Annotated in this window: 19 protein-coding genes; 11 read left to right on the top strand and 8 right to left on the bottom strand. The window is 71.9% G+C overall.

Going from position 1 to position 23687, the window contains the following annotated elements; genetic code table 11:
* Positions 1-21: 21 nt before the first annotated feature.
* Positions 22-798 (bottom strand): NPP1 family protein, encoded by a 777-nt coding sequence (locus tag ACQP1P_RS35830; protein WP_433077911.1) that lies wholly within the window; start codon positions 796-798, stop codon positions 22-24.
* A gap of 702 nt (positions 799-1500) precedes the next feature.
* On the opposite strand from ACQP1P_RS35830, the gene ACQP1P_RS35825 reads away from it, so the two are divergent.
* A complete protein-coding gene (locus tag ACQP1P_RS35825) occupies positions 1501-1980 on the top strand; it encodes a hypothetical protein (RefSeq protein ID WP_433077909.1) in 480 nt (159 codons plus the stop codon).
* Positions 1981-2072: 92 nt separating this feature from the next.
* Entirely contained in the window at positions 2073-2450 is a 378-nt protein-coding gene (locus ACQP1P_RS35820; protein WP_433077907.1) for a hypothetical protein, read from the top strand.
* A gap of 181 nt (positions 2451-2631) precedes the next feature.
* On the opposite strand, the gene ACQP1P_RS35815 is transcribed toward ACQP1P_RS35820, so the two are convergent.
* Positions 2632-3003 (bottom strand): SHOCT domain-containing protein, encoded by a 372-nt coding sequence (locus tag ACQP1P_RS35815; RefSeq protein ID WP_433077905.1) that lies wholly within the window; start codon positions 3001-3003, stop codon positions 2632-2634.
* A 268-nt stretch (positions 3004-3271) separates the two neighbouring features.
* The gene (locus tag ACQP1P_RS35810; RefSeq protein WP_433077903.1) at positions 3272-6019 is read right to left on the bottom strand and encodes a cation-translocating P-type ATPase; all 2748 of its coding nucleotides are present in this window, start codon (positions 6017-6019) and stop codon (positions 3272-3274) included.
* Positions 6020-6216: 197 nt separating this feature from the next.
* Between ACQP1P_RS35810 and ACQP1P_RS35805 the strand changes: the two genes are divergently transcribed.
* On the top strand, positions 6217-6819 hold the full coding sequence (locus ACQP1P_RS35805; RefSeq protein WP_433077901.1) for an HdeD family acid-resistance protein: 603 nt from the start codon (positions 6217-6219) through the stop codon (positions 6817-6819).
* Positions 6820-7008: 189 nt separating this feature from the next.
* Here ACQP1P_RS35805 and ACQP1P_RS35800 read toward each other — a convergent pair whose 3' ends face one another.
* The gene (locus ACQP1P_RS35800; RefSeq protein WP_433077899.1) at positions 7009-7752 is read right to left on the bottom strand and encodes an SDR family oxidoreductase; all 744 of its coding nucleotides are present in this window, start codon (positions 7750-7752) and stop codon (positions 7009-7011) included.
* Positions 7753-7855: 103 nt separating this feature from the next.
* Here ACQP1P_RS35800 and ACQP1P_RS35795 point away from each other — a divergent pair, with 103 nt between their 5' ends.
* A complete protein-coding gene (locus ACQP1P_RS35795; protein ID WP_433077897.1) occupies positions 7856-8515 on the top strand; it encodes a TetR/AcrR family transcriptional regulator in 660 nt (219 codons plus the stop codon).
* Positions 8463-9020: a hypothetical protein gene (locus ACQP1P_RS35790; protein ID WP_433077895.1), complete on the top strand. Its 558-nt coding sequence runs from the start codon at positions 8463-8465 to the stop codon at positions 9018-9020. The genes ACQP1P_RS35795 and ACQP1P_RS35790 overlap by 53 nt, the downstream gene beginning before the upstream one ends.
* 15 nt (positions 9021-9035) lie before the next feature.
* On the opposite strand, the gene ACQP1P_RS35785 is transcribed toward ACQP1P_RS35790, so the two are convergent.
* The gene (locus ACQP1P_RS35785; protein ID WP_433090231.1) at positions 9036-10022 is read right to left on the bottom strand and encodes a LacI family DNA-binding transcriptional regulator; all 987 of its coding nucleotides are present in this window, start codon (positions 10020-10022) and stop codon (positions 9036-9038) included.
* 236 nt (positions 10023-10258) lie between these two features.
* Here ACQP1P_RS35785 and ACQP1P_RS35780 point away from each other — a divergent pair, with 236 nt between their 5' ends.
* Positions 10259-15784, top strand: coding sequence for a GH92 family glycosyl hydrolase (locus ACQP1P_RS35780; RefSeq protein ID WP_433077893.1), 5526 nt, complete (start codon positions 10259-10261; stop codon positions 15782-15784).
* A 238-nt stretch (positions 15785-16022) separates the two neighbouring features.
* Here the strand turns inward: ACQP1P_RS35780 and ACQP1P_RS35775 are convergent, their stop codons facing one another.
* The gene (locus tag ACQP1P_RS35775) at positions 16023-18071 is read right to left on the bottom strand and encodes a S8 family serine peptidase (protein ID WP_433077891.1); all 2049 of its coding nucleotides are present in this window, start codon (positions 18069-18071) and stop codon (positions 16023-16025) included.
* A gap of 610 nt (positions 18072-18681) precedes the next feature.
* On the opposite strand from ACQP1P_RS35775, the gene ACQP1P_RS35770 reads away from it, so the two are divergent.
* Together ACQP1P_RS35770 and ACQP1P_RS35765 are read left to right on the top strand one after the other, a co-directional pair.
* Positions 18682-19323, top strand: a complete 642-nt coding sequence (locus tag ACQP1P_RS35770) for a GTP pyrophosphokinase (RefSeq protein ID WP_433077889.1) — start codon at positions 18682-18684, stop codon at positions 19321-19323.
* 117 nt (positions 19324-19440) lie between these two features.
* The gene (locus tag ACQP1P_RS35765) at positions 19441-20034 is read left to right on the top strand and encodes a biotin transporter BioY (RefSeq protein ID WP_433077887.1); all 594 of its coding nucleotides are present in this window, start codon (positions 19441-19443) and stop codon (positions 20032-20034) included.
* A gap of 150 nt (positions 20035-20184) precedes the next feature.
* Here the strand turns inward: ACQP1P_RS35765 and ACQP1P_RS35760 are convergent, their stop codons facing one another.
* Both ACQP1P_RS35760 and ACQP1P_RS35755 read right to left on the bottom strand, forming a co-directional pair.
* On the bottom strand, positions 20185-20577 hold the full coding sequence (locus ACQP1P_RS35760) for an SCO5389 family protein (RefSeq protein WP_433077885.1): 393 nt from the start codon (positions 20575-20577) through the stop codon (positions 20185-20187).
* Positions 20578-20595: 18 nt separating this feature from the next.
* Entirely contained in the window at positions 20596-20730 is a 135-nt protein-coding gene (locus ACQP1P_RS35755) for a hypothetical protein (protein ID WP_433077883.1), read from the bottom strand.
* Positions 20731-21064: 334 nt separating this feature from the next.
* Between ACQP1P_RS35755 and ACQP1P_RS35750 the strand changes: the two genes are divergently transcribed.
* The 3 genes from ACQP1P_RS35750 to ACQP1P_RS35740 are packed head-to-tail and all read left to right on the top strand — an operon-like array spanning position 21065 to position 23645.
* The gene (locus ACQP1P_RS35750) at positions 21065-21967 is read left to right on the top strand and encodes a metal ABC transporter solute-binding protein, Zn/Mn family (protein WP_433077881.1); all 903 of its coding nucleotides are present in this window, start codon (positions 21065-21067) and stop codon (positions 21965-21967) included.
* A complete protein-coding gene (locus tag ACQP1P_RS35745; protein WP_433077879.1) occupies positions 21964-22734 on the top strand; it encodes a metal ABC transporter ATP-binding protein in 771 nt (256 codons plus the stop codon). The genes ACQP1P_RS35750 and ACQP1P_RS35745 overlap by 4 nt, the downstream gene beginning before the upstream one ends.
* Positions 22731-23645 carry a metal ABC transporter permease gene (locus ACQP1P_RS35740; protein WP_433077877.1) on the top strand — a complete coding sequence of 305 codons (915 nt, stop codon included), beginning with the start codon at positions 22731-22733 and terminating at the stop codon, positions 23643-23645. The genes ACQP1P_RS35745 and ACQP1P_RS35740 overlap by 4 nt, the downstream gene beginning before the upstream one ends.
* Positions 23646-23687: the final 42 nt, after the last annotated feature.

Genomic DNA, 23687 nt, shown 5'->3' with positions numbered 1-23687 from the left:
GAGCCGGCCCGCGGGTGCGGGTCAGGCCGCCGGGTCGAACGGGATCCCGGTGGGCTTGGACGCGGTGAGCAGCGGCACGAACCGGCCATCGTTGATCTTGATGGTGGCCGAGCCGAAGTCGGCGGTCATGAGCCGGTCGCGCAGCGCCGTGCTGGGCCAGCCGTTCCAGTCGACCAGCGGCGGGTACCGCCAGGTGTGGTAGTGGTTCTCCGGCGGCTCGTCGTTGCCGTTGGCGAGCCGGAAGAAGTGGGTCGAGGCGCCGTCCTTGTGGTAGACGGTCTTCGGGTGCGAGCCGTCGAAGCGCACCTGCGAGCGCGGGTAGGTCACCTGGCTGCTGTGCTGCGTCGTGGTCACGTACTCGACCTGGTTGGTCGCCTGGTTGACCCAGGAGATGACGTGCTCCCAGTCGTGCCGGTGGCCGCCGAGACTGATGCCGGGCAGCGCCTGGTCCTTCTCGAAGTAGCTGGCGTAGACGATCGCGCACCAGCCGTTGTTGCACTTCGAGCGGGCGTAGGTCTGCGAGCGGTCGAGGTCGGACTGGTCCCGGCAGTTGCCGTTGAGCGCCCCGGTCGGGTTGAGCCCCGGGTTGAGGGTGCCGGTGGGGCTGATGGCCGCCACGGCGTAGCAGCCGTCGGTGTCGTAGTCGTAGGCGGGGGAGAACGACTGCTCGTAGCCGCCCGCGTTCTGCGGCAGGTTCGGCAGCGAGTCGGCGAAGGCCGCGGTCGCGGGGAGCAGGACGCCGAACGCGGCCAGGACGGCCACGATCAGCGTCGCGGAACGACGATGCCTGGGTTTCAACGCATCCCCTTCATGGGTCGTCAGGTACCCGCTGAATATCGATGAAGGCGAGTATCCCCCGCGACCGGCCCGGAGTGAACAGCAGCTTACGTCCGATCACGCGTCGCGAGGGGTCGTCGTCACGGTGCGGGACGCTCTACCGGCTGCCCGGCCCCGGCCGGCAGGTCGACGATGTGTGGCTGTGGGACATCCGCGCGCTGACCCGCGGGTACGACGGTGCATCTGAGCGCGACCGACACCGAAGACAACGGGGAGCTTCCGGCATCAGCACGACCGCCGGATGCGAGTGCGGCGCCCACTCCGTCGGCGCAGCGGTCGCCTCCGACTCGGCGACGATGACGGACGGCGCCGGACCGGCCGGCGGCACCGGCACGGCCCGGCGCAGCACGGTGCTCGGCTCGCGCCGCCAAGTGCGCCAGGTGCCGAGACCGGTGTCAAGAACCAGGGTGGAGACGCCGCCGGTCGTGGGGGTGGCGGCCGCCGGCGACGACCACGCCGATACGAGACCGCGAAATCCTCACCGGCCCCGGGCACGGTGAATCATGTCGGCCGGGTGACGTAGGGACGTCCGGCACCGGGCAGCGTTGGGCTTGCGACATACATCCACGCATGGGCGCAACGGAGGCACAGATGACCGCAGGCACCGCTGAACGATCCCGACAGCAGACCCAGGGTCAGGAAGGAGAGGGCGAAGAGCAGAGCATGCTTCCCCTCTTGCTGACGGCGCTGATGGCGCGCCGCCAGCGGCAGGGCGAAGGCCTGATCGAGCACCCGCTGCTGCTCGCCGCGCTGGCCAGCCGCCGGCAGGAGGGCCGCAACATCTTCGAGCACCCGCTGCTGGTGGCCGCGATGATGCGCAACCGGCAGGAGAGCGGCGAGGAGGGCATCGAGCACCCGCTGCTGCTGCTCGCGGCGCTGGCCAGCCGCCGGCAGGAGGGCCGCAACATCTTCGAGCACCCGCTGCTGGTGGCCGCGATGATGCGCAACCGGCAGGAGAGCGGCGAGGAGGGCATCGAGCACCCGCTGCTGCTGCTCGCGGCGCTGGCCAGCCGCCGCCAGGAGGGCAAGAACATCTTCGAGCACCCGCTGTTCATGGCCGCGATGATGCGCAACCGGCAGGAGAGCGGCGGCGAGGGCATCGAGCACCCGCTCCTGGCCGCGGCCATGCTGGCCCGCCGCTGACGGCTCGGCACGCGATCCGCCCTTCGGCCGCCGACCGGAGGGCGGGATCGTGCCGAGTCGACTCGAGTCCCGACACACGCTGAGGAGGCATCGTGGCCGAAAGAGGGTCGAAGGAAGAACCCGCGCACGAGTCACACGAACCGATCGAGTCGCTGATCGACGACGCCATCCGGGAGATCCTGGAAGAGGCGGGCACGCCCGGGGCCGCGCACGGCAGGTCCACGGCGCCGCTGCTCGACGCGATGCTGTCGGCGACGCCCGCGCGCGGCGGGGAGCGGGGATCGGTGCTCGAGCGCGTCCTGCTCGCCGAGGCCTTGGCCGGCGCCCTGGCCGACGCGCTGGCGCCCGCGCTCGCCGCGGTCCTCGCACCGAGGATCGTCGACATGCTCCAAGACGGCGAGGACGCCGAACCGCCGCACCGCGAGAAGGCGGCGGCCGGCCGCACGCGGAAGTCCGCCGACAGCAAGTGACACCGGCTCGCCGGCCGGCGCGCGGGTGACGGCGCTCGCCGGTCACCCGCGCGCCCGCAGGCGTCGGCGCTGGCCGGTCAGCCGCGCCCGCATGCGCCGGCGCTCGCCGGTCACCCGCGCGCCCGCATGCGTCGGCGCACGCCGCCGGTCAGCCCCGCGGGTATGCGTCGGCGCTCGCCGGTCAGCCGCGCGCCCGCATGGCGTCGGCGCCGTTGGACGCCAGGGCCGAAGCCTTCGCCCGGTCGTACTCCGACTGGGTCAGCACCCCGCGCCGCTGCAGGTCGGCGAGCTTGGTGAGTTCGTCAGCGGTGCTCGGCGAGCCGGCCACCTCGCGGACGTACTCGCGGACCTCGGCCTCGCGATGCTCGGCCCGCTGCCGGGCCCGCTCGTTCATCGACCGGCCCCGCGTGACGAGGTACACCAGCGCCCCGATCCACGGCAGCACGATGAGGAACACCGTCCAGGCGGCCTTGCCCCAGCCGCCGACGTCCGGGTCACGGTACAGGTCGTTCAGCATGGAGATCATCAACCAGAACCATGCGAACACCGCCATGAACCACAGCGTGTACAACACAATCCCACCGAACGACATCGCAGTCGCCCCCTCCGGTCACGCGAGCCCGCAGACGGTTCACACGACGCGGGCTAACCCACAAGAATCAGCGTCGGACGGCGGGCGCCGCGGGTCATCCTTCTTTGAAGATGAAACCGTCACCCCGCATGTCCGGGCCGGGGCGCTTCAGCATCCAGGGCCGCCCGGGCGCGCAGCAGCGCACGCCGCGCCGAGCGGTCGACCGCCTGTGCCTCCGTCCTCGCGTTCGTCACCGGACCGGGGCGCCGGCCACCGCGGTGCGGCGGCGCAGCGCCATCTTGCGCAGCTCGGTCGCCACGATGACCGTCGCGCCGGCGGCCAGGCACACGAGCCACTGGACCAGGCCGAGGCTGACGGTGTGCAGGATGCGCTGCAGCAGGCCGAGCTCGGTCGCGAGGATGATCGCGAGGATCGACATGCCGCTGGTGACGAGGAACCGGTGGTCCTCGAACACCTCGAGGCTGAACACGGAGCGCACGTCGCTGCGGACGGTGAAGGACAGCGCCAGGTTGAGGATCGAGAACGTGGTCAGCCCCATCGTGCGGGCCACTTCGGTGCCGTAGGCGCGGTCGGCCCCGGCGATCACGGCCAGGGTGGTCGCGCCCAGCACCAGGCCGACGACGGCGAGCCAGAGCAGGGTGCGTGTGGAGAGCAGGGGTTCGTCGGCGCGGCGGGGCGGCCGGCGCATGATGTCCGCTTCCGGTTTGCCGTAGCCGAGGCCGATGGCCTGGAAGGCCTGGGTGGTGAAGTTCACCCAGAGCGTCTGCAGCGGCAGGAACGGCACGCCGGAGGCGATGTTGCAGATGCTGGCGCCGAGGAACGTGGCGATGAAGCCGATGAGGACGCCCATCTGGAAGAAGACGTACCGCTTGAGGTTGTCGTACAGTGCCCGGCCGATCTCCACGGCCTTGACGATGGTGGCGAAGTCGTCGTCGGTGAGGATCATCGCGGCGGCCTCTTTGGAGACCTCGGTGCCGGTGATGCCCATGGCGATGCCGATGTCGGCGCGCTTGAGGGCGGGTGCGTCGTTGACGCCGTCGCCGGTCATCGCGACGATGTGCTGCTCGCGTTGCAGGATTTCCACGAGGCGTACCTTGTGCTCGGGCGTGACCCGGGCGATGACCCCGATGTCGTCGATCTCGCGCAGCAGCTGGTCGTCGGTCATCGCGGCGAACTCGGTGCCGCTGATGGCCCGGCCGTCGATGCCGAGCTGCCGGGCGATCGCGGCCGCGGTGACGGCGTGGTCGCCGGTGATCATGCGGACCCGCATCCCGGCGGCCTTGGCGGTGGCGATCGCGGCCTTCGCCTGGGGCCGGGGCGGGTCGACGATGCCGACGAGGGCGAGCAGGGTCAGTCCGTCGATCGTGGCGAGCAGATCCGCCTGGGGGTCGAACACTGCCGGGTCGAACACCGCCGGGTCGAAGTCCTGGCGGGCCGTGGCCATGACGCGCAGCCCCTGCGCGGCGAGCCGCTCGTTCTCGGCCCGGTACCGGGCGCGCAGCTCGTCGTCCAGCGGGATCGGCGCCGCGTCCGGAGCGATCACGCACGCCGCGCGGGCGAGCAGCTGGTCGGGGGCGCCCTTGACGAAGCAGCGCACGACGTCGCGGCCGGTGTCGTCGGTCATCCGGTGGAAGGTGGCCATCAGCTTGTACGCGGCGTCGAAGGGCACCTCCGCGAGGCGCGGATACCGCTGCCGGGTCGAGGCCACGTCGAGGTGGCCTTTCTCGGCGAGCACGACCAGCGCGCCCTCGGTGGGGTCGCCGATGAGTTCGCCGTCGCGCACCACGGCGTCGCCGGCCAGTGCCATCGGCAGCAGGAACGGTTCCAGTGGCACGTCCGGCTGGCCCGCGGCGTGGCGGATGTCGCCGTCGGGGCGGTAGCCGCTGCCCGACACGACGTACCGCCGGCCGGGGATGGCCAGCTCGACCGCGGTCATCTGGTTGAGGGTCAGCGTTCCGGTCTTGTCGGAGTTGACGGCCGAGGTGCACCCGAGGGTCTCGGTCGAGCGCAGGCGCTTGACGATCGCGTTGGACCGGGCGAGCAGCTGGGTGCCCAGTGACAGGATGGTCGTCACGACCGCGGGCAGGCCGGTGGGGATGGCCGAGATCGCGAAGGCGACCGCGGCGAGGAACACCACGTCGAACGCGTTGCCGCGGGCCAGGTTGAGCGCGATCGACAGCGCCAGCGCGACGCCGGCGACGACGAGGATCTGGTTGGTCAGCCGCGACAGCTGCCGGGTCAGCGGCGTCTCGGCGTCCTGTTCGGCCTGCAGCATCCCGGAGATGTGCCCGACCTCGGTCGCCATCCCGGTCGCGGTGACCACGAACTCGCCGGTGCCGCGGGTGACGTGGGTGTTCATGTACACCATGCCGATCCGGTCGCCGAGCGCCGCGCCGGCCTCGGTCACCGCATCGGCGTCCTTGGCGACCGGGAGACTCTCGCCGGTCAGCGCCGACTCGTCGACCTCGAGCCCGGCGGTGCGGACCAGCCGCCCGTCGGCCGGGACGAGGTCGCCGGCCTCGACCTGCACGACATCACCGGGCACGAGTTCCTCGGCCGGGACCTCGGTCAGGTGCCCGTCGCGGCGCACCCGGGCCTTGACGATCATCATCTTCTGCAGCGCGCCGACGGCGGCCGCGGCCTTGCCCTCCTGACGCAGCCCGAGCACCGCGTTGAGCAACGTCAGCGCCAGCAACAGGATGCCCGTGCCGAACTGCTTGAGCGGGTACAGGCTGCCGATCCCGGCACACAGCAGCACGATCTGCATCGGGTCGGCGTACTGGCGCAGGAACGCCCGCCACCACGGCTCCTTGCGCGACTCGGCCAACCGGTTCGGGCCGTGCGCGGCGCGCCGCGACGACACCTCGGCGCCCGACAGGCCCGACAGCGGTTCGACGTGCTCCACGGCGAGCGCGACCCCGGCCGGCAGCGCGTGGAAGGGCCGGGTTCCGGCCTCCTCGGCCGAGCTCGTGGTCATGAGCGGCTCGCCTCCATTCGCGGTGCTTGGCCGCGCCGGGAATACCCACTCGTCGGCGACTACTCCTGCGGCCGCTCCTGCTGTCAAGCGGCGCCGAACCATGCCCCGGGGGTGAGGCGCGGCACGCACCGCGCGGCGGAGGGTGATTTTGGAAGTCCGGCGCGCGTGAGGCGGCCGAATCCGTTCGGAGGTGGACGATGACGACCACGCACTGGTATCAGCGCCACGCCTGGAGGCGCTCCGGTTCGGCCACCGCGGCCGAGCCCGTCTGGCAGGTGATGGTCCTCGGGGCCGTCACGGTGTGCTTCGGCATCGTCGTGCTCGTCTGGCCGGGGGAGACGCTGCGCCTGCTCGCGCTGGCCACCGGAATCTGGCTCATCGTCGCGGGCGCGACCCGTGCGTTCGCCGCGTTCGACCGGGACCGCGGCACGACCCATCGCGTGCTGGCCGCCGTCGTCGCGGTGATGCTGATCGCGGCGGGAGTCGCGTGCCTGCGCAGCGCCGACGGCGGCGAGCGTGTGCTGGCCGCGCTCATCGGGCTGTCCTGGCTGGTGAGCGGCTTCATTCAGCTGACGGTCGCCATGCTCGCGAGCGGGCCGGTGCGCACCTGGCTCAGCATCCTCGGCGGCGTCTCGGCCGCGGCCGGCCTGGTGTTCATCCTGTGGCCCGGCCCGTCGCTCATGGCGCTGATCCTGCTGACCGGCATCAGCGCGCTGCTGATCGGGGCCGGCGAGATCGCATTCGCGCTGCGACTGCGGTCGGGTGGCAAGCACGCGGTGTCCGAGCTGACGGGGTCCTGACGCCTGGGATGCCGGTCGGGCGCTCGTCGGGCGCCCGACCGGCGTTGTCCGTCCAGTCGTTGTGCGTTCTAGGGCGCGGACGCCGTCGCGGAGCCGGCGCACGCTGCCGGCACCCGGCCCGGACCACGGGCCCTGGCACCGGAGGAACGCATGGCCGCGGCGTCACGTGCACCCGGGGCCGCCCGGTCGCTAGATCTGGCTCGCGCCGCCGTCCACGTAGAGCTCGGCGCCCGTCATGAACGCGCTGGCGTCCGAGGCGAGGAAGACCACGGCGTCGGCGATCTCCTCGGGCCGGCCGAGCCGGTTCATCGGCACCCCGGCGGCCAGGCTCTTCAGCAGCCGCTCGGCCGAGTCGGGGTCGCCGGCCAGGCCGCTGAGCCCGGGCGTCTCGATCGGGCCGGGCGCGACGGCGTTGACCCGGATGCCGCGGCCGACCAGCTCGGCCGCCCAGCTGCGGGTGAACGAGCGCAGGGCCGCCTTGGTGGCCGCGTAGACGCTGAACGACGGGGACCCCTTCACGTCGATGTTGGAGCCGGTCAGCACGATCGACGCGCCCCGGTTGAGCAGCGGCAGGACGGCCTGGACGGTGAACAGCGTGCCGCCGACGTTGGTGTTGAACGTGTCGGCGTAGTGCTGCCAGGTGATGTCGCCCAGCGCGGCGAACTCGCCGCCCCCGGCGTTGGCGAACAGGATGTCGAGCCCGGCGCCGCGCTCGCGGATGGCGGCGGCCACCCGCTCGAGGTCGCCCGGGTTCGCGACGTCGGCGCGGATTGCCGTGGCGTTGCCGCCGAGTCCGGCCACGGCCTCGTCGAGCGCGTCCTGGCGGCGGCCGGTGAGGAACACGTGGGCGCCCTCGGCGGCGAGCCGCTTGGCCGCGGCCAGGCCGATACCCGAGGTGGCTCCGGTGACGAGGGCGATCTTTCCGGTGAACATGGTTCCTCCTGCGCGAGCTAGTTCTGTACCGTTCGGTACACAAGTGGAACGCTAGCATCGTGGAGATATTTCTGTACCGATCGGTTGGATGAGGTGTGTCACCATGACCCCAGCGGTGGGCCGGCCGCGCGGCTTCGACGCCGACGCGGCCCTCGACCGGGCGATCGAGGTGTTCTGGCGCCACGGTTACGAGGGTGCCTCGCTCGCCGACCTGACCGAAGCCATGGGCATCAACCGCCCCAGCCTGTACGCCGCCTACGGCAACAAGGACGAGCTGTTCCGCCGCGCGGTCGCCCGCTACGCCGAGGCCGACATGGCCTACGCCCGCCGGGCCCTGGAGGAGCCCACGGCGTACGCCGTCATCGAGCGCTTCCTGCGCGACAACGCCGACGCGCTGACCCGGGCCGACCGGCCGGCCGGCTGCCTGTCCATCCAGGGCGGCCTGGCCACGGGCAGCGACGACGGCCGCGCCGCACGGTTCCTCGCGGCCAGCCGCCTGGCCGGGGAGGGTGCGCTCGCCGGGCGCCTGGCCCGGGCCGTGGACGAGGGCGATCTGCCGCCCGGGACCGACCCGGTCGCGCTGGCCCGCTACGTGATGGTGGTCAGCGAGGGCAACGCCGTGCACGCGGCGGCCGGGGCGAGCCGCGACGCCCTGCACGCCACGATCGACATAGCGCTGGCCGCCATCCCGGCCGATAGGCTGACGGACCATGACCCGGCGGACGACGGCCACGGCGCTGCGCAAGGCCAGGGACTCGCATGAGCTGCTGCGCGTCGGGCGCCTCTGGTCGGACGGGACCTTCGAGGGCTACGTCGGCGCGGTGGCCGAGACCTGGGCGGCGCTGCACGTCCTCGACGACAACATCTACCTCGACGGCTTCGCGGCCGTACGGCTCGACGACGTCACGTCGCTCGAGCGGCGCGGCGGCCCCGAGGCGTTCGCGGCCCGATCCCTGGCCCTGGACGACAGCTGGCCGCCGCCCCCGCCGCCCGCGGACCTGGACCTCACGTCGGCGCGGCGCATCCTGATCACCGCGGCCCAGCGCTACCGGGTGGTGAGCATCTACATCGAGCGCGACGACCCCGACGTGGTGTTCGTGGGGCGGGTCGTGGGCTTCAACGACAAGACGCTGATGCTGCTGGAGCTCACCGCGAAGGCGGAGTGGCTCAAGGAGCCCAGCGCCTGGCGCCTGGACGAGATCACGAGGATCGACTTCGGGGGCGAGTACGAACGCAAGCTCCTGCGCGTCGCCGACGACCCCCGGTGAGCGGCGGGGGCGCGGCTAGCGGCGCAGGCCGCGCGCGACCAGCTCGGTGGGCAGCACCACCGTGCGCGGCCAGGACCGGTCGCCGTCGATGCGGCGGAAGAGCAGCTCGGTGGCGGTGCGGGCCAGGGCGCGCGTGTCGTAGGCGATCACCGTCAGCGGGTACGGCACCAGGCGCGCCAGCTCGAAGTCGTCGAAGGCGAGCAGGGCGGCGTCGCTGCCCCGCCGGTAGAGCTCCTCGATCACGCCGAGGGTGATCCGGTTGTTGAGGCTGAAGAAGGCCGTCGGCGGGTCCGGCTGGTCGAGCAGCTCCGCGACGACCCGGCCCGCCGCCGCCGGATCGCGGACCCCGTCGCGGACCAGGCGGCCGTCGTACGGGGCGCCGGCCTCCACCAGCGCGTCCTGCGCGCCGTCGAGGCGCTCGCGCATGGTGTAGACGCCGATCGAGTCGAGCAGGACGGCGATGCGGCGGTGGCCGGCGGCGACGAGGCTGCGCACCCCTTCGCGGGCGCCCCCGCGGTTGTCCAGCAGCACCGTGTCGGCGCGCAGGTTCCCGGGCGGCCGGTCGAGGAAGACCACGGAGGTGCCGAGCTCGACCTCGGCGCGCAGGAAGGAGTGGTCGCACCCGGTCGGGCTGCCGGCCGGCACGACGAGCAGCCCGTCGACGCGCCGGGCGCACAGGTCCCGCAGCAGCTGCTGCTCGCGCGCCGGGTCCTCCTCGGAGCTGGCGATGATGAGCATGGTGTCGCGCTGCCGGGCGATCTCGGCGGCCGCGCCCGCGATGGTCGCGTAGAACGGGTTGGCGATCTCCTCGATGAGCAGCCCGATGGTGGCCGTCGCCTGCCCGGAGCGCAGCGAGCTGGCCAGGTGGTTGCGCCGGAAGCCGAGCTCGGCCACGGCGGCGAGCACCCGCTCGGCGAGCTCGGGCTGGACGTACGGCGCGTCGTTCACGACTCGCGACACGGTCTTCAGGCTCACCCCGGCCCGGGCGGCCACGTCCGCCATCGTGGGCCGCCTGGTGCGGCCCGACTCGCTTGTCACGCGAAAGACCATAGCCGGACATCGGCCGTCCTTGACAACGTTGACACAAAATTCGCGATGACACGCATGGATCTTGACAACGTTGTCAGGTAACGCCAGGCTGACGCTCGCCACTGGGCGTGCCCCTGCGCCCGTGAACACCCCTGGAGTTCCCCATGAAAGTGCCCAGGACCCGCCGACGACTAGCCGGGGCAGCCGCGTTGCTGCTGCCCGTCGGACTGCTCGTCGCCGCCACCACCGCGAGCGCGGCCACGCCGCCCGGCGACTTCGGCTCCTCCTTCGAGACCACCGACCCCAAGCCGGCCACGACCACCGTCGAGACCGACGCGAGCGGCCGGCCGATCCAGGGCAACCTCTCCGGATCGAGCCCCAACGGACTGCCCGGCAGCGTGCTCGGCCAGGTCGCCGCCGTGACCGCCAGCGCGGAGAACCCGCCGAACGAGGTCGCGGCCCGGCTCGCCGACGGCAACCCGTCGACGAAGTGGCTGGCGTTCAACCCGACCGGCTGGGTCGCCTACCAGCTCAAGGCGCCCGCGGCGGTGGTGAAGTACTCGCTGACCTCCGCGAACGACGCGCCGGGCCGCGACCCCAAGGACTTCACGGTGCAGGGGTCCAACGACGGCAGCCAGTGGACCGATCTGGACCGGCGCACGGGCCAGACCTTCAGCGGCCGGTTCGCCACCAACACCTACAGCTTCACCAACACGGCCGCGTACAGCTACTACCGGCTCAGCGTCACCGCCAACTCCGGTGACTCGCTGGTCCAGCTGGCCGACTGGGACATCAGCGACGGCACGAACACCCGCCCGCCGGCCACCCCGATGGTCAGCGTCGTCGGGGCCGGGCCCGTCAGCGGGTACAACATGAAGCCCAACGCCGGGTTCACCGGCCTGGCGTCGCTGCGCTACTCGGGCGGAGCCGAGGCCGACGGGCGCTCGTTCGCGACGAACAGGCTGTTCGACGTGAACATCCCGGTCGGGCCGAAGACGCGCCTGGCCTACAAGATCTTCCCGGAGTACACCGGGCAGGACGCGCAGTACCCGTCCACCTACGCCGCCGTCGACCTGCACTTCACCGACGGCACCTACCTCAGCGCTCGCTCGCCCCTCGACCAGCACGGGTACGCGCTGACGGCGGCCGGCCAGGGCGCGTCGAAGGTGCTCTACGCCGACCAGTGGAACGCGGTGCAGTCCGACATCGGCACGGTCGCGAGCGGCAAGACCATCGACCGCATCCTGCTGGCCTACGACGACCCGCAGGCCACCGCGGCGACCCGGTTCCAGGGCTGGATCGACGACGTCACCGTGACGGGCACGCCGGCGGCGATCGACGGCGCCAGCCTGACCAACTACGTCGACACCCGGCGGGGCACCAACGCCTCGGGCTCGTTCTCGCGCGGCAACAACCTGCCGATCTCCGCGGTGCCGAACGGCTTCAACTTCTTCACGCCGGTCACCAACGCCACCTCCGACTCGTGGGAGTACGAGTACCAGCGGGCCAACAACGGGGCGAACCTGCCCACGCTGCAGGGCCTCGCGATCTCGCACGAGCCGAGCCCGTGGATGGGTGACCGCAACCAGATGTCGATCATGCCGGTGACGGCGGGCGGCAACCTCACCGGGGCACCGAGCAGCCGGGCCCTGTCGTTCAGCCACGGCGACGAGATCGCGCGGCCGGACTTCTACCAGGTCAAGACCGGCAACGGCCTGACCGCGCAGCTGTCGCCGACGGACCACGGCGGCATCATGCAGTTCACCTTCCCCGCGGGGCAGGCGACCGGCAGCCTCGTGTTCTACAACGGCACGTTCACCATCGGCACGGACGGCACCTTCACCGGCTGGGTCGACAACGGCAGCGGCCTGTCGGTCGGGCGCAGCCGGATGTTCGTGGCCGGCACCTTCGACCGCGCGCCGAGCACCGCCGCGGCGACGTCGGCGACGTTCGACACCTCCGCCGACTCGCAGGTGACGCTGCGCATCGCGACGTCGTTCATCTCGCTCGACCAGGCCCGCAAGAACCTCGACCTGGAGGTCGCCGGCCGCAGCTTCGAGCAGATCCACGCGGCCGCGACCGCGGCGTGGAACGACCGGCTCGGCCGGATCGAGGTCCGCGGCGCGAGCGAGACCCAGCTGGTGACGCTGTACTCCAACCTGTACCGGCTGAACCTGTACCCGAACTCGCAGTCGGAGAACACCGGCACCGCCGCCGCGCCGCACTGGCAGTACGCCAGCCCGGTGTCGGCGCCGACCGGCTCCTCGACGCCGACGAACACCGGCGCCAAGCTCGTCGACGGGCAGATCTACGTCAACAACGGCTTCTGGGACACCTACCGCACCGTGTGGCCCGCCTACACGCTGCTGTACCCGGACGTGGCGGCCAGGATCGCCGACGGGTTCGTCCAGCAGTACCGCGACGGCGGCTGGATCGCCCGCTGGTCCTCGCCCGGCTACGCCGACCTGATGACCGGCACCAGCGCCGACGTGGCCCTCGCGGAGGCGTACCTCAACGGCGTGACCCTGCCCGACCCGATGAGCGCGTACAACGCGGCGGTCCGGGACGCGACCGTGGTCTCCGGCAAGAGCGGTGTCGGCCGCAAGGGCCTGCAGACGTCGCAGTTCCTCGGCTACACCCCGACCTCCACCGGCGAGTCGGTGTCGTGGGCCCTGGAGGGCTACATCAACGACTACGGCATCGGCAACATGGCCGCCGCGCTGGCCAAGGACCCGAGCACGCCGAAGGCCGACCGGGACCGGCTCAAGGAGGAGTCGGAGTACTTCCTGCAGCGCGCCCGCAACTACGTCAACCTCTTCGACCCGGCCAGCAAGTTCTTCCAGGGCCGGGACGCGGCCGGGAACTTCCTCAACGGCAACCCGCTGGACTGGGGCGGCGTCTACACCGAGACCAACGGCTGGAACTTCGCCTTCACCGCCCAGCAGGACGGGCAGGGCCTGGCCAACCTGTACGGCGGGCAGGACGCCCTGCGCCAGAAGCTCGACGAGTTCTTCGCCACGCCCGAGAAGGCCGACCACCCGGGCGGCTACGGCGGCACGATCCACGAGATGCTCGAGGCGCGGGCGGTGCGCATGGGCCAGCTCGGCATGAGCAACCAGCCCTCGCACCACATCCCCTACATGTACGACTACGCCGGCGCGCCGGCCAAGACCCAGGCGATCGTGCGGGAGCTGCTGCAGCGGCTCTACGTGGGCAGCGAGATCGGCCAGGGCTACCTCGGTGACGAGGACAACGGCGAGATGTCGTCGTGGTACGTCCTGAGCTCCCTCGGTCTCTACCCGCTGCAGGCCGGCTCGTCCAACTGGGCGATCGGCTCGCCGCAGTTCACCAGGATGACCGTGCACCGCAAGAGCGGCGACATCGTCGTCAACGCGCCCGCCAACAGCACGAAGAACGTGTACGTCCAGGGCGTCAAGGTCAACGGCAAGAAGCTCAAGGAGGTCTCCATCGACTCCTCCGTCCTCGCCCGGGGCGGGACCATCGACTTCGACATGGGGTCGAAGCCGTCGTCGTGGGGCACCGGCAAGCACGACGCCCCGCCGTCGCTGACGAAGGGCGACGACGCGCCCCAGCCGCTGCAGGACACCACCGGCCCGGGGCTGGGCACCGCGACCGCGACCGGCGGCCAGGACGCGGCGAAGCTGTTCGACGACACCTCGGCCACGCAGATGACGTTCGCCACCGGCACCCCGCAGATCAGCTGGGCCTACCGGGGCGGCAAGCAGAAGCCGACGTGGTACACCATCACCTCCGGCGCCAACCCCGGCGACCCCGCGGACTGGAAGCTGCAGGGCTCCCGGGACGGCGTCAGCTGGACCACCGTCGACTCCCGCAAGGGCGAGGTGTTCACCTGGCGCAACCAGACCCGGCCGTTCCGGGTCAGCCACCCGGGGAAGTTCACGCAGTTCCGCCTGGTCGTCACCAAGACGGCCGGGGCCGAGCAGACCAACCTGGCCGAGATCGAGCTGCTGCGCGGTGGCGACGTCGAGCTCGGCGGCGGCGACGTCGCCGTGACCCCGGTGGGCTCCGGCGCGGTGCCCGCGACGGCCGGGGTGGCGGTCTCGGTTCCGCTGGCCACGGTCACGGGCGGCACCGCGACGGCGTACCAGGCGAGCGTGGACTGGGGCGACGGCTCGCCGGCGACCACCGGCACCATCACCCTGAGCTCGCGGGCGGTGTACAACGTCGGCGGTTCGCACACCTACGCGCAGCCCGGCTACTACCAGGCCTCCGTCACCGTGACCGACGGCAGCAGCCAGGACGCCGCGACGGTCGGCATCGACGTGGCCTACACGCCGGCGTCGGGCCTGACGGCCGCCTTCGACACCGTCTGCATCGGCGACGAGGGCGTGCTCGCGGCCAACTGCGACGCCAAGAACTGGGCGTACTCCCGGGCCGCGCTCACGGCCGGCGGCGTCACCCAGGGCCAGCCGCACGACGTGCCGGGCACCGCGCTGCACTTCACGCTGCCGGCCACCCCGGCCGGTCAGCCGGACAACGCCACCGGCAACGGCAGGACGATCGTGCTCAACCTGCCCGCCGACGCCAAGAGCATCTCGTTCGTCGGCGCCGGCACGCAGGGCAACCAGAGCACGACCGCCACGGCGACGTTCAGCGACGGCACCACGGCGAGCATCCCGATCCAGTTCAGCGACTGGACGCTGGGCGGCAACCCCAACGGCACCCCGTCCTACGGCAACATCGTGGTCGCCAAGACCGCGTACCGGTTGCAGGGCACGAGCCGGGACGGCGCCCAGCCGTTCCTGTTCGCCACCGCGCCGTACCAGATCCCGGCGGGCAAGACGCTCGTCTCGGTGAAGCTGCCCACGCAGACCGGCGACCCCGGCTCCGCGGGCCGGATCCACGTGTTCGCCATCGCCGACGACGGCACCCCGTCGCCGGCGCTGGCCACCACGGCCCCCAAGAACCAGACGGCGAACGCCGGCCAGGCGTTCGACGCCGCGCTCGGCACGGTCACCGGCGGCGTCCCCGACGCCACCGGCTACCACGCCCGCGTGCAGTGGGGCGACGGCACGGCCCCGCAGGACGCCACCGTCGGCACCGGCGGCGCGATCAGCGCGCAGCACACGTACGCGCTGAAGGGCACCTACACCGCCCACGTCACCGTGTGGGACAGCCGGTCGAGCAGCACGCTGACCTTCACCGTGACGGTGGGGGGCGGCGCCAAGCAGCCCACGATCTCGGCCACGCCCGCGAGCGGTGCCGCGATCGCCGTCGACGGCACCGGCTTCACCGCCGGTGAGCCGGTGACCGTCAAGCTCGCCGCGTCCGACGTGACGGTCAGGGCCACCTCGGCCGGAGCCGTGCACACCACGATCGCGGCGCCGGAGCCCGGCCTCTACGCGGTGACCGCCGAGGGCGCGTCCTCGCAGGCGCCGGCCACGGCCACCATCGAGCTGGATGCCCCGGCCGCGGTGCCGGGCCCCCAGCCGCAGATCACCCTGTCGGCCACCGAGGGCCCGCGCGGCACGGCGCTGACCCTCGATGCCTCCGGCCTGGCGCGCAACGAAACGGTCACGATCACCTTCGGCGACGGCCTCGCCGCGTTGACCGTCCACGCCAACGCCGATGGCATCGTCTCCGCCGCGTCCTTCAGCGTGCCGGGGAACGCGGTGCCGAGCTCGACCAGCATCCAGCTGGCCGGCGCTGATTCGAAGATCCGGGTCGAGGTGCCCTTCACGGTCACCTACTGACCCAGCCAGCTCGAGGCCGCCGGTGGAGCCCCACCGGCGGCCTCTTGCGTGCGGCGCTCGCCACGTGTGCCGGCGACCCGGGTTGCTCACAACTCTCGCGCCCGGGCCCCGCCGCGGCCCCGGCACCGCCGGCCGCCGGATCGACCGGGGCGGCGGCGACCGCGGACCCCGACAACGCGGCAGGGCCCCCGACGAGTCGGGGGCCCTGCTTGCTGCAACGGTCGGTCGAGGACGATCGTCAGTTGAACATGAAATCAGCGGTGTGCGTGGTGCCGTCGATCAGCTTGACGGACAGCCGCGCGCACGTCTTCGCCTGGGTCTTCTGGGTCTTCCAGACGTAGCTGTACTGGTCGGACGCCGCGTCGTAGCTCAGCGAGCTCGACCCGGCCGTGACCGTCGTCTCCACCGGGTCCTGGGCGACCGACGTGTCGCACGCGACCGTCTGCACCGTCGGAGCGCCGCCGGCGAAGATGTCCAGGCCCTGGTTGCCGGAGAGGCCGAACTTCACCGGAACCGCGCTGCCGGCCTTCACGACGTTGAGCTTGCCGACGTTGATCGGCGAGCCGAAGTCGCGCCAGCCGAACACCACCTGGTAGGTGACGCTGACCGGGGCCGCCGTGTTGCCGGCGCGGTCGCGGCCGCCCGAGCAGGTGGCGGTGAAGGAGCCGACCGCCGGACCGCCGGTGACGGACAGGGTCGCGGCCTTGGCCACGCCGCTGCCGGCGTCGGTCGTCGTGCAGCCGGGCGTGACCGGCACGCCCTTCGTGATCTGCTGGCCCTGGGTGACGCCGGTGACCGCCACGGTCGGCGCGGTCACGTCCTCGGCCTCGGTGACGGCCTTGTACGCGTTGACCAGACCGTGCCCGAAGAAGCCGTTCACGGACGGGTTCGCGGGGTCCACCTTGCACCGGCCCTGGGTGTAGTCGGTGCCGGAGGTGGGGCACGCCAGCGGGATCGCCTGCTTGCGCAGCAGCTCCGCGATGTAGTCGGGCGTGGCGCCCGGGTGCTTGGAGACCAGCAGCGCGGCGACGCCCGCCACGTGCGGCGACGCCATCGAGGTGCCCGAGAGCGTCCGGTAGCTGCTGACCCCGGTCGAGGGGGAGGTGGAGTAGATGCTCGAGCCGGGTGCGGCCACGTCCACGGCCCCGAGGCCGAAGCTCGAGAACGACGACCGGGCCGGCTGCGTGGTCAGGCCCGGCGCCCACGGCCCGACGGCCGTCGCGGGGACGGTCGGCTGGGTCGTGGAGGAGACCGACACCACGCCGGGCAGCTCGCTCGGCAGGTCCAGGCAGCTCGGGTCGAGCGTGCGGCGCACCGGGTCGGTGTCGTCGGGGCTCGTCGTGTCCACCGTCTTGTTCGCGAGGTCCTGGTTCTCGTTGCCCGCCGCCGCGATGTTGAGGATGCCGTTCGCGGTGGTGTAGCCCACCGCCCGGCGGACCGCCTCGACGACCGGCGCCTGGTCGGCCTGGTTCTCGCACCAGTACAGCCAGGGGTCGATGTAGTAGCTGTTGTTCGTGACCTGGATGCCGTGCTCCGCGGCCCAGACGAAGCCGCAGATCGCGTACTCGGGGTAGATGAAGCCGTCGGAGTTGACCACCTTGATGGAGGCCAGCTTCACGCCGGGCGCGACACCGACGATGCCGACGCCGTTCTTGGCCGACGCGATGGTGCCGGCCACGTGGGTGCCGTGGTAGTCGGCGGTCAGGCTGGTGGGCCGCCACGCTCCCGGGGTGGTGTCGGGGGCGCCGTTGCCCACGCAGTTGACGGACTTCGACTGGTCGACCACCGGCGCGAGGTCCTGGTGGTTGGCGTCGATGCCGTCGTCGAGCACGCCGACCGTGACGGCGGCGCTGCCGAGGCTGACCTCGTGCGCCGCCCGCGCGCCGATGAGGACCATGTCGCTCTGACGCGTCGAGTTCTCCAGCGCGTCCGGCACGTAGTCCTCGACCGTCTCGGTGTCCTCGGCCATGGCCGGCAGGGCCGCGGTCCGGGTCGCGCCGACCGAGAGCACGGCGTCGCCGTGCGAGGCGCCCTTCACCGCCTGGACGAACGAGGGGTTCGTGGAGTGCGCGATGACCACGCCGATCTGGGCGTAGGACACCGTCACGGTGCCGCCGGCCGCGGTGACAGCGGCCGCGGCGTCAGCCGTCCGCTCCTTGCTCACCGCGTTGACGACGTAGCTGAGTTTGGGACCGGTCGTTTCGGCCGACGCGGGCAGCGGCGCGATCGCTGCGCCCGCCACGACGGTCGTTGCCGCGGTCGCGGCGAACAGGGCATACCTGGGCAACCGGGAGTTCAAATCCTGGCCTCCTGCGGAAATGGGGGGTGACCCACGATCTGAATGGGGTCCGGCGATCGTATTGGCGCGCCCGGTCGAATTTCACTCGTCTGTACGGCGGATAGGCGGCAGCTGCCGTAAACGCCTATTTTTCTGATCTTCGACGACCGATGGCCCTTGCGTCCCAATGCGACGGAAGGGCTTCTTGTCGTGGCAAAAACCACATCCGAATACGCGGATACGGCCGGTGTCGCGGGATTCGCCGGGAAATGGCGATCAGCACAATGCGACAAGTCGTTCAGCCAGCTGGCAGAAAGACCTGAAGCGCCGGTGGCGGCCGCGACGCTCGGGCGTCGTGTCCATTGTGGATAGTCGTGGACACCTGCTGGGCCGCGCGGCGGCGCTCGAAGGCCGTGCGCCGCGCGGCCGACGGCGACGGCACCGAAGTCCCGGCCGCCCGGGCCGGCAAGGACGGCCGCGCCGGCGACGAGTACGTCATGCTTGGCCGGTGCGGGCACCGCGAACGCACGCGTGTCTCACTCGCGCCGACGACGGAAGGTGGCAGATGTACGAGCGGAAGAAGACTGCTGACGACGGCGTCTCGCGTGAGTTGAGATCCGTGCTCGAGGACGCGGCGGTGCTGGAGACGCTGCGGGACCTGGCCGAGGAGTTCTCACAGTTCAGGCTGCACTACAAGTTCGGGCTGGCCGAGGTCGAGACGAAGGTGAAGATCCTCGCCGAGGAGCTGGTGCACAAGGGCCGGGACAACCCGATCGAGTACGTCAGCCCGCGGCTGAAGACGCTGGACAGCATCAGCGCGAAGGCGGCGCGGATCGGCTGCGAGATGACGGTCGAGCAGGTGCGCGCCAACATCTACGACATCGCCGGCATCAGGATCGTGTGCAGCTTCGTCTCGGACGTCTACACCGTCGCGGACATGCTGACGCGGCAGTCGGACGTGCGCCTGCTGCGGACGAAGGACTACATCGCCGCACCGAAGGCCAACGGGTACCGCAGCCTCCACCTGATCGTCGAGATCCCGGTGTTTCTGTCCGACCGCGTTGTCGCGGTCCCGGTCGAGGTGCAGCTGCGCACGGTGGCGATGGACTTCTGGGCCAGCCTGGAACACAAGATCTTCTACAAGTACGACCCGGCCATCCCCGCCGCGCTGCGCGACGAGCTCGTGGCCGCGGCCGCCGACGCGGCCCGGCTGGACGAGCGGATGGAGCGCCTGCACCGCCAGATTCACGGCCCGCACTGAGCCCCGGAAGAGCCGGCCCGCGTGACGAATTGGACGGTACTGCGGATCGCCGCGCCGGCCACCGGGAGGGTCTGACGCCTTACAGTCGACTCGCCCGAACTCTTGCCTGGAGGCTCCGTGAGCGACTCGTACGCCGTCCCGCCCCGCGTTCTCGCCGACCTGGTGCCGGGAGCTCTCGCACGCGACGCCGTGCTCGTCGGGCTCGGCGCCGCGCTGACCGGCGGTGCGGCGCAGGTCGCCGTGTCCATCGAGCCGATCAGCCCGGTTCCGCTGACCGGGCAGACCCTCGCCGTGCTCCTGGTCGGCGCGGCGCTGGGCCCGGCTCGGGGCGTCGCCTCGATGGCGCTCTACCTCGCCGTGGGCGCGCTGGGGGTGCCGTGGTTCGCCGGCGGCACGAGCGGCGCCGGGGTCGTCTCGTTCGGATACGTCATCGGCTTCGTCCTGGCCGGCGCCGTGGTCGGCGCGCTGGCCCGGCGCGGCGGTGACCGGACGCCGCTGCGCACCGCGGGCACGATGGTGCTCGGCAATCTGTGCATCTACGCGATCGGCGTGCCGTACCTCGCGCTCGCGGCCCACCTGCCGCTGACGCGGGCGCTGGCTGCGGGGGTCGTGCCGTTCCTGGTCGGCGACGCGCTCAAGGTGCTGCTCGCGACGGCGCTGCTGCCGGCGGCCTGGGCCGTGGTGCGGCGCGTGCAGGACAACGGGCGCTGACCCCTGCGGCAGCGCCGGGCCCGGCACCCCGGGCCGGCGCTGCGGGCGCGGCTCAGCAGTCGGGCCGTTGCGGTGACTGGTTGAGCAACTGCCCGCGCGGCTCAGCAGTCGCGCCGTTGCGGTGACTGGTTGAGCAACTGCCCGCGCGGCTCAGCAGTCGCGCCGTTGCGGTGACTGGTTGAGCAACTGCGCGCGCGGCGAGACGAACGCGCGGTACCGCTCGCCGCCCACGGCCGACGGTGCGAACGCCGCGACCCGGTGGCAGTTCTGGAACGCGAGGGTCACGCCGAAGTGCCGCTCCAGGCCGCCCCGGATGGCGTCGCTGGCCAGCGCGCGCAGCAACTGGCCGCGCTCGGCCTCGCCCGGCGGCGGGACGCTGTGGTCGGCGAAGTCGCCTCCCTCGGCGCGCAGGCCGGTCACGACACCGCTGATGATCGTCCAGGCGTACGGCAGTGACTCCCGCACGCACGCCACGAAATCGGCGTCGTCGACCGGGCCGGCCTCGGCGCGCTCCAGCAGGGCGGTGGGGACGTTGAGCGACATGGTGCTCCTCCTTCGTGCTCAGCGCTCGGCGGTCGCCGGCGCCAGGGTGTAGCCCGGGGCGATCTGGGCGGTCAGGTCGGTGCCGGCGCGGTCGTTGCCCCACGCGAGCGCGTTGCGGGTGTGGAACTCGGCGGCCTGCTCGGCGTACGACATCCAGTCCTTGACGGAAGCGTCGAGCGCCTGGCGCAGGGTCGCGAGCGCGCGGGCGTTGGCCGGCTCGAGCTCGCACCAGCCGCTCGTGCAACGGGTTCGTCCCGGTCACGCCGACGATCCGAGCGGCTTTCACCCCTTGTTGATATCGGTTTTCATTTCCGGAGTCAAGCGGAACCGCCGGACGGCAACCAGCGCCCTGACATGCGGATATGCACCTGTGGCAATGAATGAACGGGCTTGATCGCGCCGCTGTCCGTGGCCTAGGGTCTTCTTGGAAACGAATTTCATTACGCATTACTCGGAGGGTGGGCATAGCGTCGTGGTACGCCGAGGTGTGACATGGTGGGGGGCCGGCGCCCTGTCGCTGGCGATGTTCCTGACCGCGTGCGGCTCGTCCCCGCCGGGGACACCGGCCGCGGCGCCGCCCGGCTCGGCGGTTCCGGTCGTCGCCTCGACGAACGTCTACGGCGACATCGCCAAGCAGATCGCCGGCGACCGGGCCGCCGTCACGTCGATCATCAGCAACCCCGATGCCGACCCGCACTCGTACGAGGCGAACACCCGCACCCAGCTGGAGCTGTCGAAGGCCGAGGTGGTCATCGAGAACGGCGGCGGCTACGACGACTTCGTCGACACGATGCTGCAGTCGGCCGGCGGCTCCCCGAAGGTGATCAACGTCGTCGACGTCTCGGGCCGCAAGGCCGCCGGCGGCGAGGAGCTCAACGAGCACGTCTGGTACGACCTCGCCACCGTGCGGCAGCTCGCCGACCGGCTCGCGGCGGCGCTGGGCGAGGCCGACCCGGCGGGCGCGCCCACCTTCACCGCCAACGCCGCCGCGTTCAAGCAGAAGGTCGAGCAGCTCCAGGCGCGGGAGGCGGCGATCAAGGCGGCCCACCCCGGCGCGGGCGTCGCGATCACCGAGCCGGTGCCGCTGTACATGCTCCAGGCGTGCGGGCTGGTGAACAAGACGCCGGACGAGTTCAGCGAGGCGATCGAGGAAGGCACCGACGTACCGGCGGACGTTCTGCGGGAGACGCTCGACCTCTTCGCGCACAAGGACGTCGCGCTGCTGGCCTACAACGAGCAGACCTCGGGGCCGCAGACGCGGAAGGTCCTCGACGCGGCCCGGGCGGCCGGCGTCGCCGTCGTGCCGGTGACCGAGACCCTGCCCGCCGGCAAGGACTACCTGACGTGGATGGGCGACAACCTGACGGCGATCGAGACCGCGCTGCGATGAGCACCGGCACGGCACTGACGCTGCGCGACGCGGCGCTGCGCTACGGGCGGCGCCGCCTCTGGAGCGGGCTGAACCTGCAGGTCGAGGCGGGCGAGTTCGTCGCCGTCCTCGGCGCGAACGGCTCCGGCAAGACCAGCCTCCTGCGCGCCGTGCTCGGCCTGCAGCCGCTGGACACCGGGACGCTCCTGGTCGCCGGGCAGCCGCCCCGGTGCAACCGCGACGACGTCGGCTACGTGCCGCAGCAGCGCCACATCGATCCGCTGGTCCCGCTGCGCGTCCGCGACGTCGTCGGTCAGGGGCTCGACGGGCACCGGTGGGGCATCGGCCGGCCGAGCCGCGACCGGCGCCGGCGCATCGACGCCGTCCTGGCCGCGGTCGGCGCGAGCGGGTTCGCGGACCTGCCGATCGGCGCGCTCTCCGGCGGCGAACAGCAGCGCGTCCGCATTGCCCAGGCCCTCGTCGCCGACCCGAAGCTGCTGCTCTGCGACGAGCCCCTGCTCTCGCTCGACATGCGCAGCCAGCGCACGGTCACCGCCCTCGTGGACAGCCGGCGCCGGGCCAGCGGCACCGCGGTCGTGTTCGTCACGCACGAGATCAACCCCGTCCTGCCGTACGTCGACCGGGTTCTCTACCTGGCCGGCGGGCAGTTCCGGGTCGGATCCGTCGACCAGGTGCTCAACTCCGCGACGCTGAGCGAGCTGTACGGCATGCCCGTCGACGTGCTGCACGCGGCGGGACGCATCGTCGTGGCCGGCCTGCCCGCATGAGCGCGACCGGCTTCTGGGAGCAGATCTTCAACTTCGCGGACTACGCGCAGCTGCTGGCCCTCGTGCGCAACTCGCTCATCGCCGGCGCGATCCTCGGCGTGGTCGGCGGCCTGATCAGCCCCTTCGTCATGCGGCGCGACCTGCCCTTCGCCGTGCACGGCATCAGCGAGCTGTCGTTCGCCGGCGCGTCGGGCGCGCTGCTGCTCGGCGTGAACGTCGTCGCGGGCTCCCTGCTCGGCTCGATCCTGGCCGCCGTGGTCATCGGCGCGCTGGGCACCCGGGCCCGGGACCGCAACTCGATCATCGGCGTGCTGATGCCGTTCGGCCTCGGCCTCGGCGTGCTCTTCCTCGCGCTCTACAAAGGACGGTCCGCGAACAAGTTCGGGCTGCTTACCGGGCAGATCGTGGCGGTCGACACGCCGCAGCTGTCGTGGCTGATCGTGACCTCGGCGATCGTGCTGACCGGGCTGGCCGTGATCTGGCGCCCGCTGAGCTTCGCCAGCACCGACCCCGAGCTCGCGGCGGCCCGCGGCGTGCCGGTCGCCGCGCTGTCCACGACGTTCATGCTGCTGCTCGGGCTCTGTGTGGCGATGTCCGTGCAGATCGTGGGTGCGCTGCTGGTGCTGAGCATCGTGTGCACCCCGGCGGCCGCGGCCCTGCGCGTCACCGCCTCGCCCCTGCTCGTCACGCTGCTCAGCGTCGTCTTCGCGGTCGGCTCGATGGTCGGGGGCATCCTGCTCGCCCTGGGCGGCAGCATCCCGATCAGCCCGTACGTCACCATCATCGCCTTCGCCATCTACCTCGTCTGCCGGCTGGTCGCCCGCTCCCGCGGCAAGCGGGGTCCGCTGCGCGGCCGTGAACCTGACGGCACCGCGGTCTCCGTGCCTTCCCCGGCCCACCCGGCCGCGTAGGCGGGTACCGCCACCACGCCGACCTGGGCCGGCGCGGGTCGG

This window comes from Dactylosporangium sp. CA-052675 (genome assembly GCF_050947935.1).
GTDB lineage: Bacteria > Actinomycetota > Actinomycetes > Mycobacteriales > Micromonosporaceae > Dactylosporangium.
This window is presented reverse-complemented; position numbering and strand designations above follow the sequence as displayed.

Coding starts and splice junctions, on each gene's coding strand:
- ACQP1P_RS35825 (WP_433077909.1), top strand. CDS start 1,501: ATGCTTCCCCTCTTGCTGACGGCGCTGATGGCGCGCCGCCAGCGGCAG.
- ACQP1P_RS35815 (WP_433077905.1), bottom strand. CDS start 3,003: ATGGCGGTGTTCGCATGGTTCTGGTTGATGATCTCCATGCTGAACGAC.
- ACQP1P_RS35810 (WP_433077903.1), bottom strand. CDS start 6,019: ATGACCACGAGCTCGGCCGAGGAGGCCGGAACCCGGCCCTTCCACGCG.
- ACQP1P_RS35805 (WP_433077901.1), top strand. CDS start 6,217: ATGACGACCACGCACTGGTATCAGCGCCACGCCTGGAGGCGCTCCGGT.
- ACQP1P_RS35800 (WP_433077899.1), bottom strand. CDS start 7,752: ATGTTCACCGGAAAGATCGCCCTCGTCACCGGAGCCACCTCGGGTATC.
- ACQP1P_RS35795 (WP_433077897.1), top strand. CDS start 7,856: ATGACCCCAGCGGTGGGCCGGCCGCGCGGCTTCGACGCCGACGCGGCC.
- ACQP1P_RS35790 (WP_433077895.1), top strand. CDS start 8,463: ATGACCCGGCGGACGACGGCCACGGCGCTGCGCAAGGCCAGGGACTCG.
- ACQP1P_RS35785 (WP_433090231.1), bottom strand. CDS start 10,022: ATGGCGGACGTGGCCGCCCGGGCCGGGGTGAGCCTGAAGACCGTGTCG.
- ACQP1P_RS35760 (WP_433077885.1), bottom strand. CDS start 20,577: ATGTCGCTCAACGTCCCCACCGCCCTGCTGGAGCGCGCCGAGGCCGGC.
- ACQP1P_RS35755 (WP_433077883.1), bottom strand. CDS start 20,730: ATGTCGTACGCCGAGCAGGCCGCCGAGTTCCACACCCGCAACGCGCTC.
- ACQP1P_RS35745 (WP_433077879.1), top strand. CDS start 21,964: ATGAGCACCGGCACGGCACTGACGCTGCGCGACGCGGCGCTGCGCTAC.
- ACQP1P_RS35740 (WP_433077877.1), top strand. CDS start 22,731: ATGAGCGCGACCGGCTTCTGGGAGCAGATCTTCAACTTCGCGGACTAC.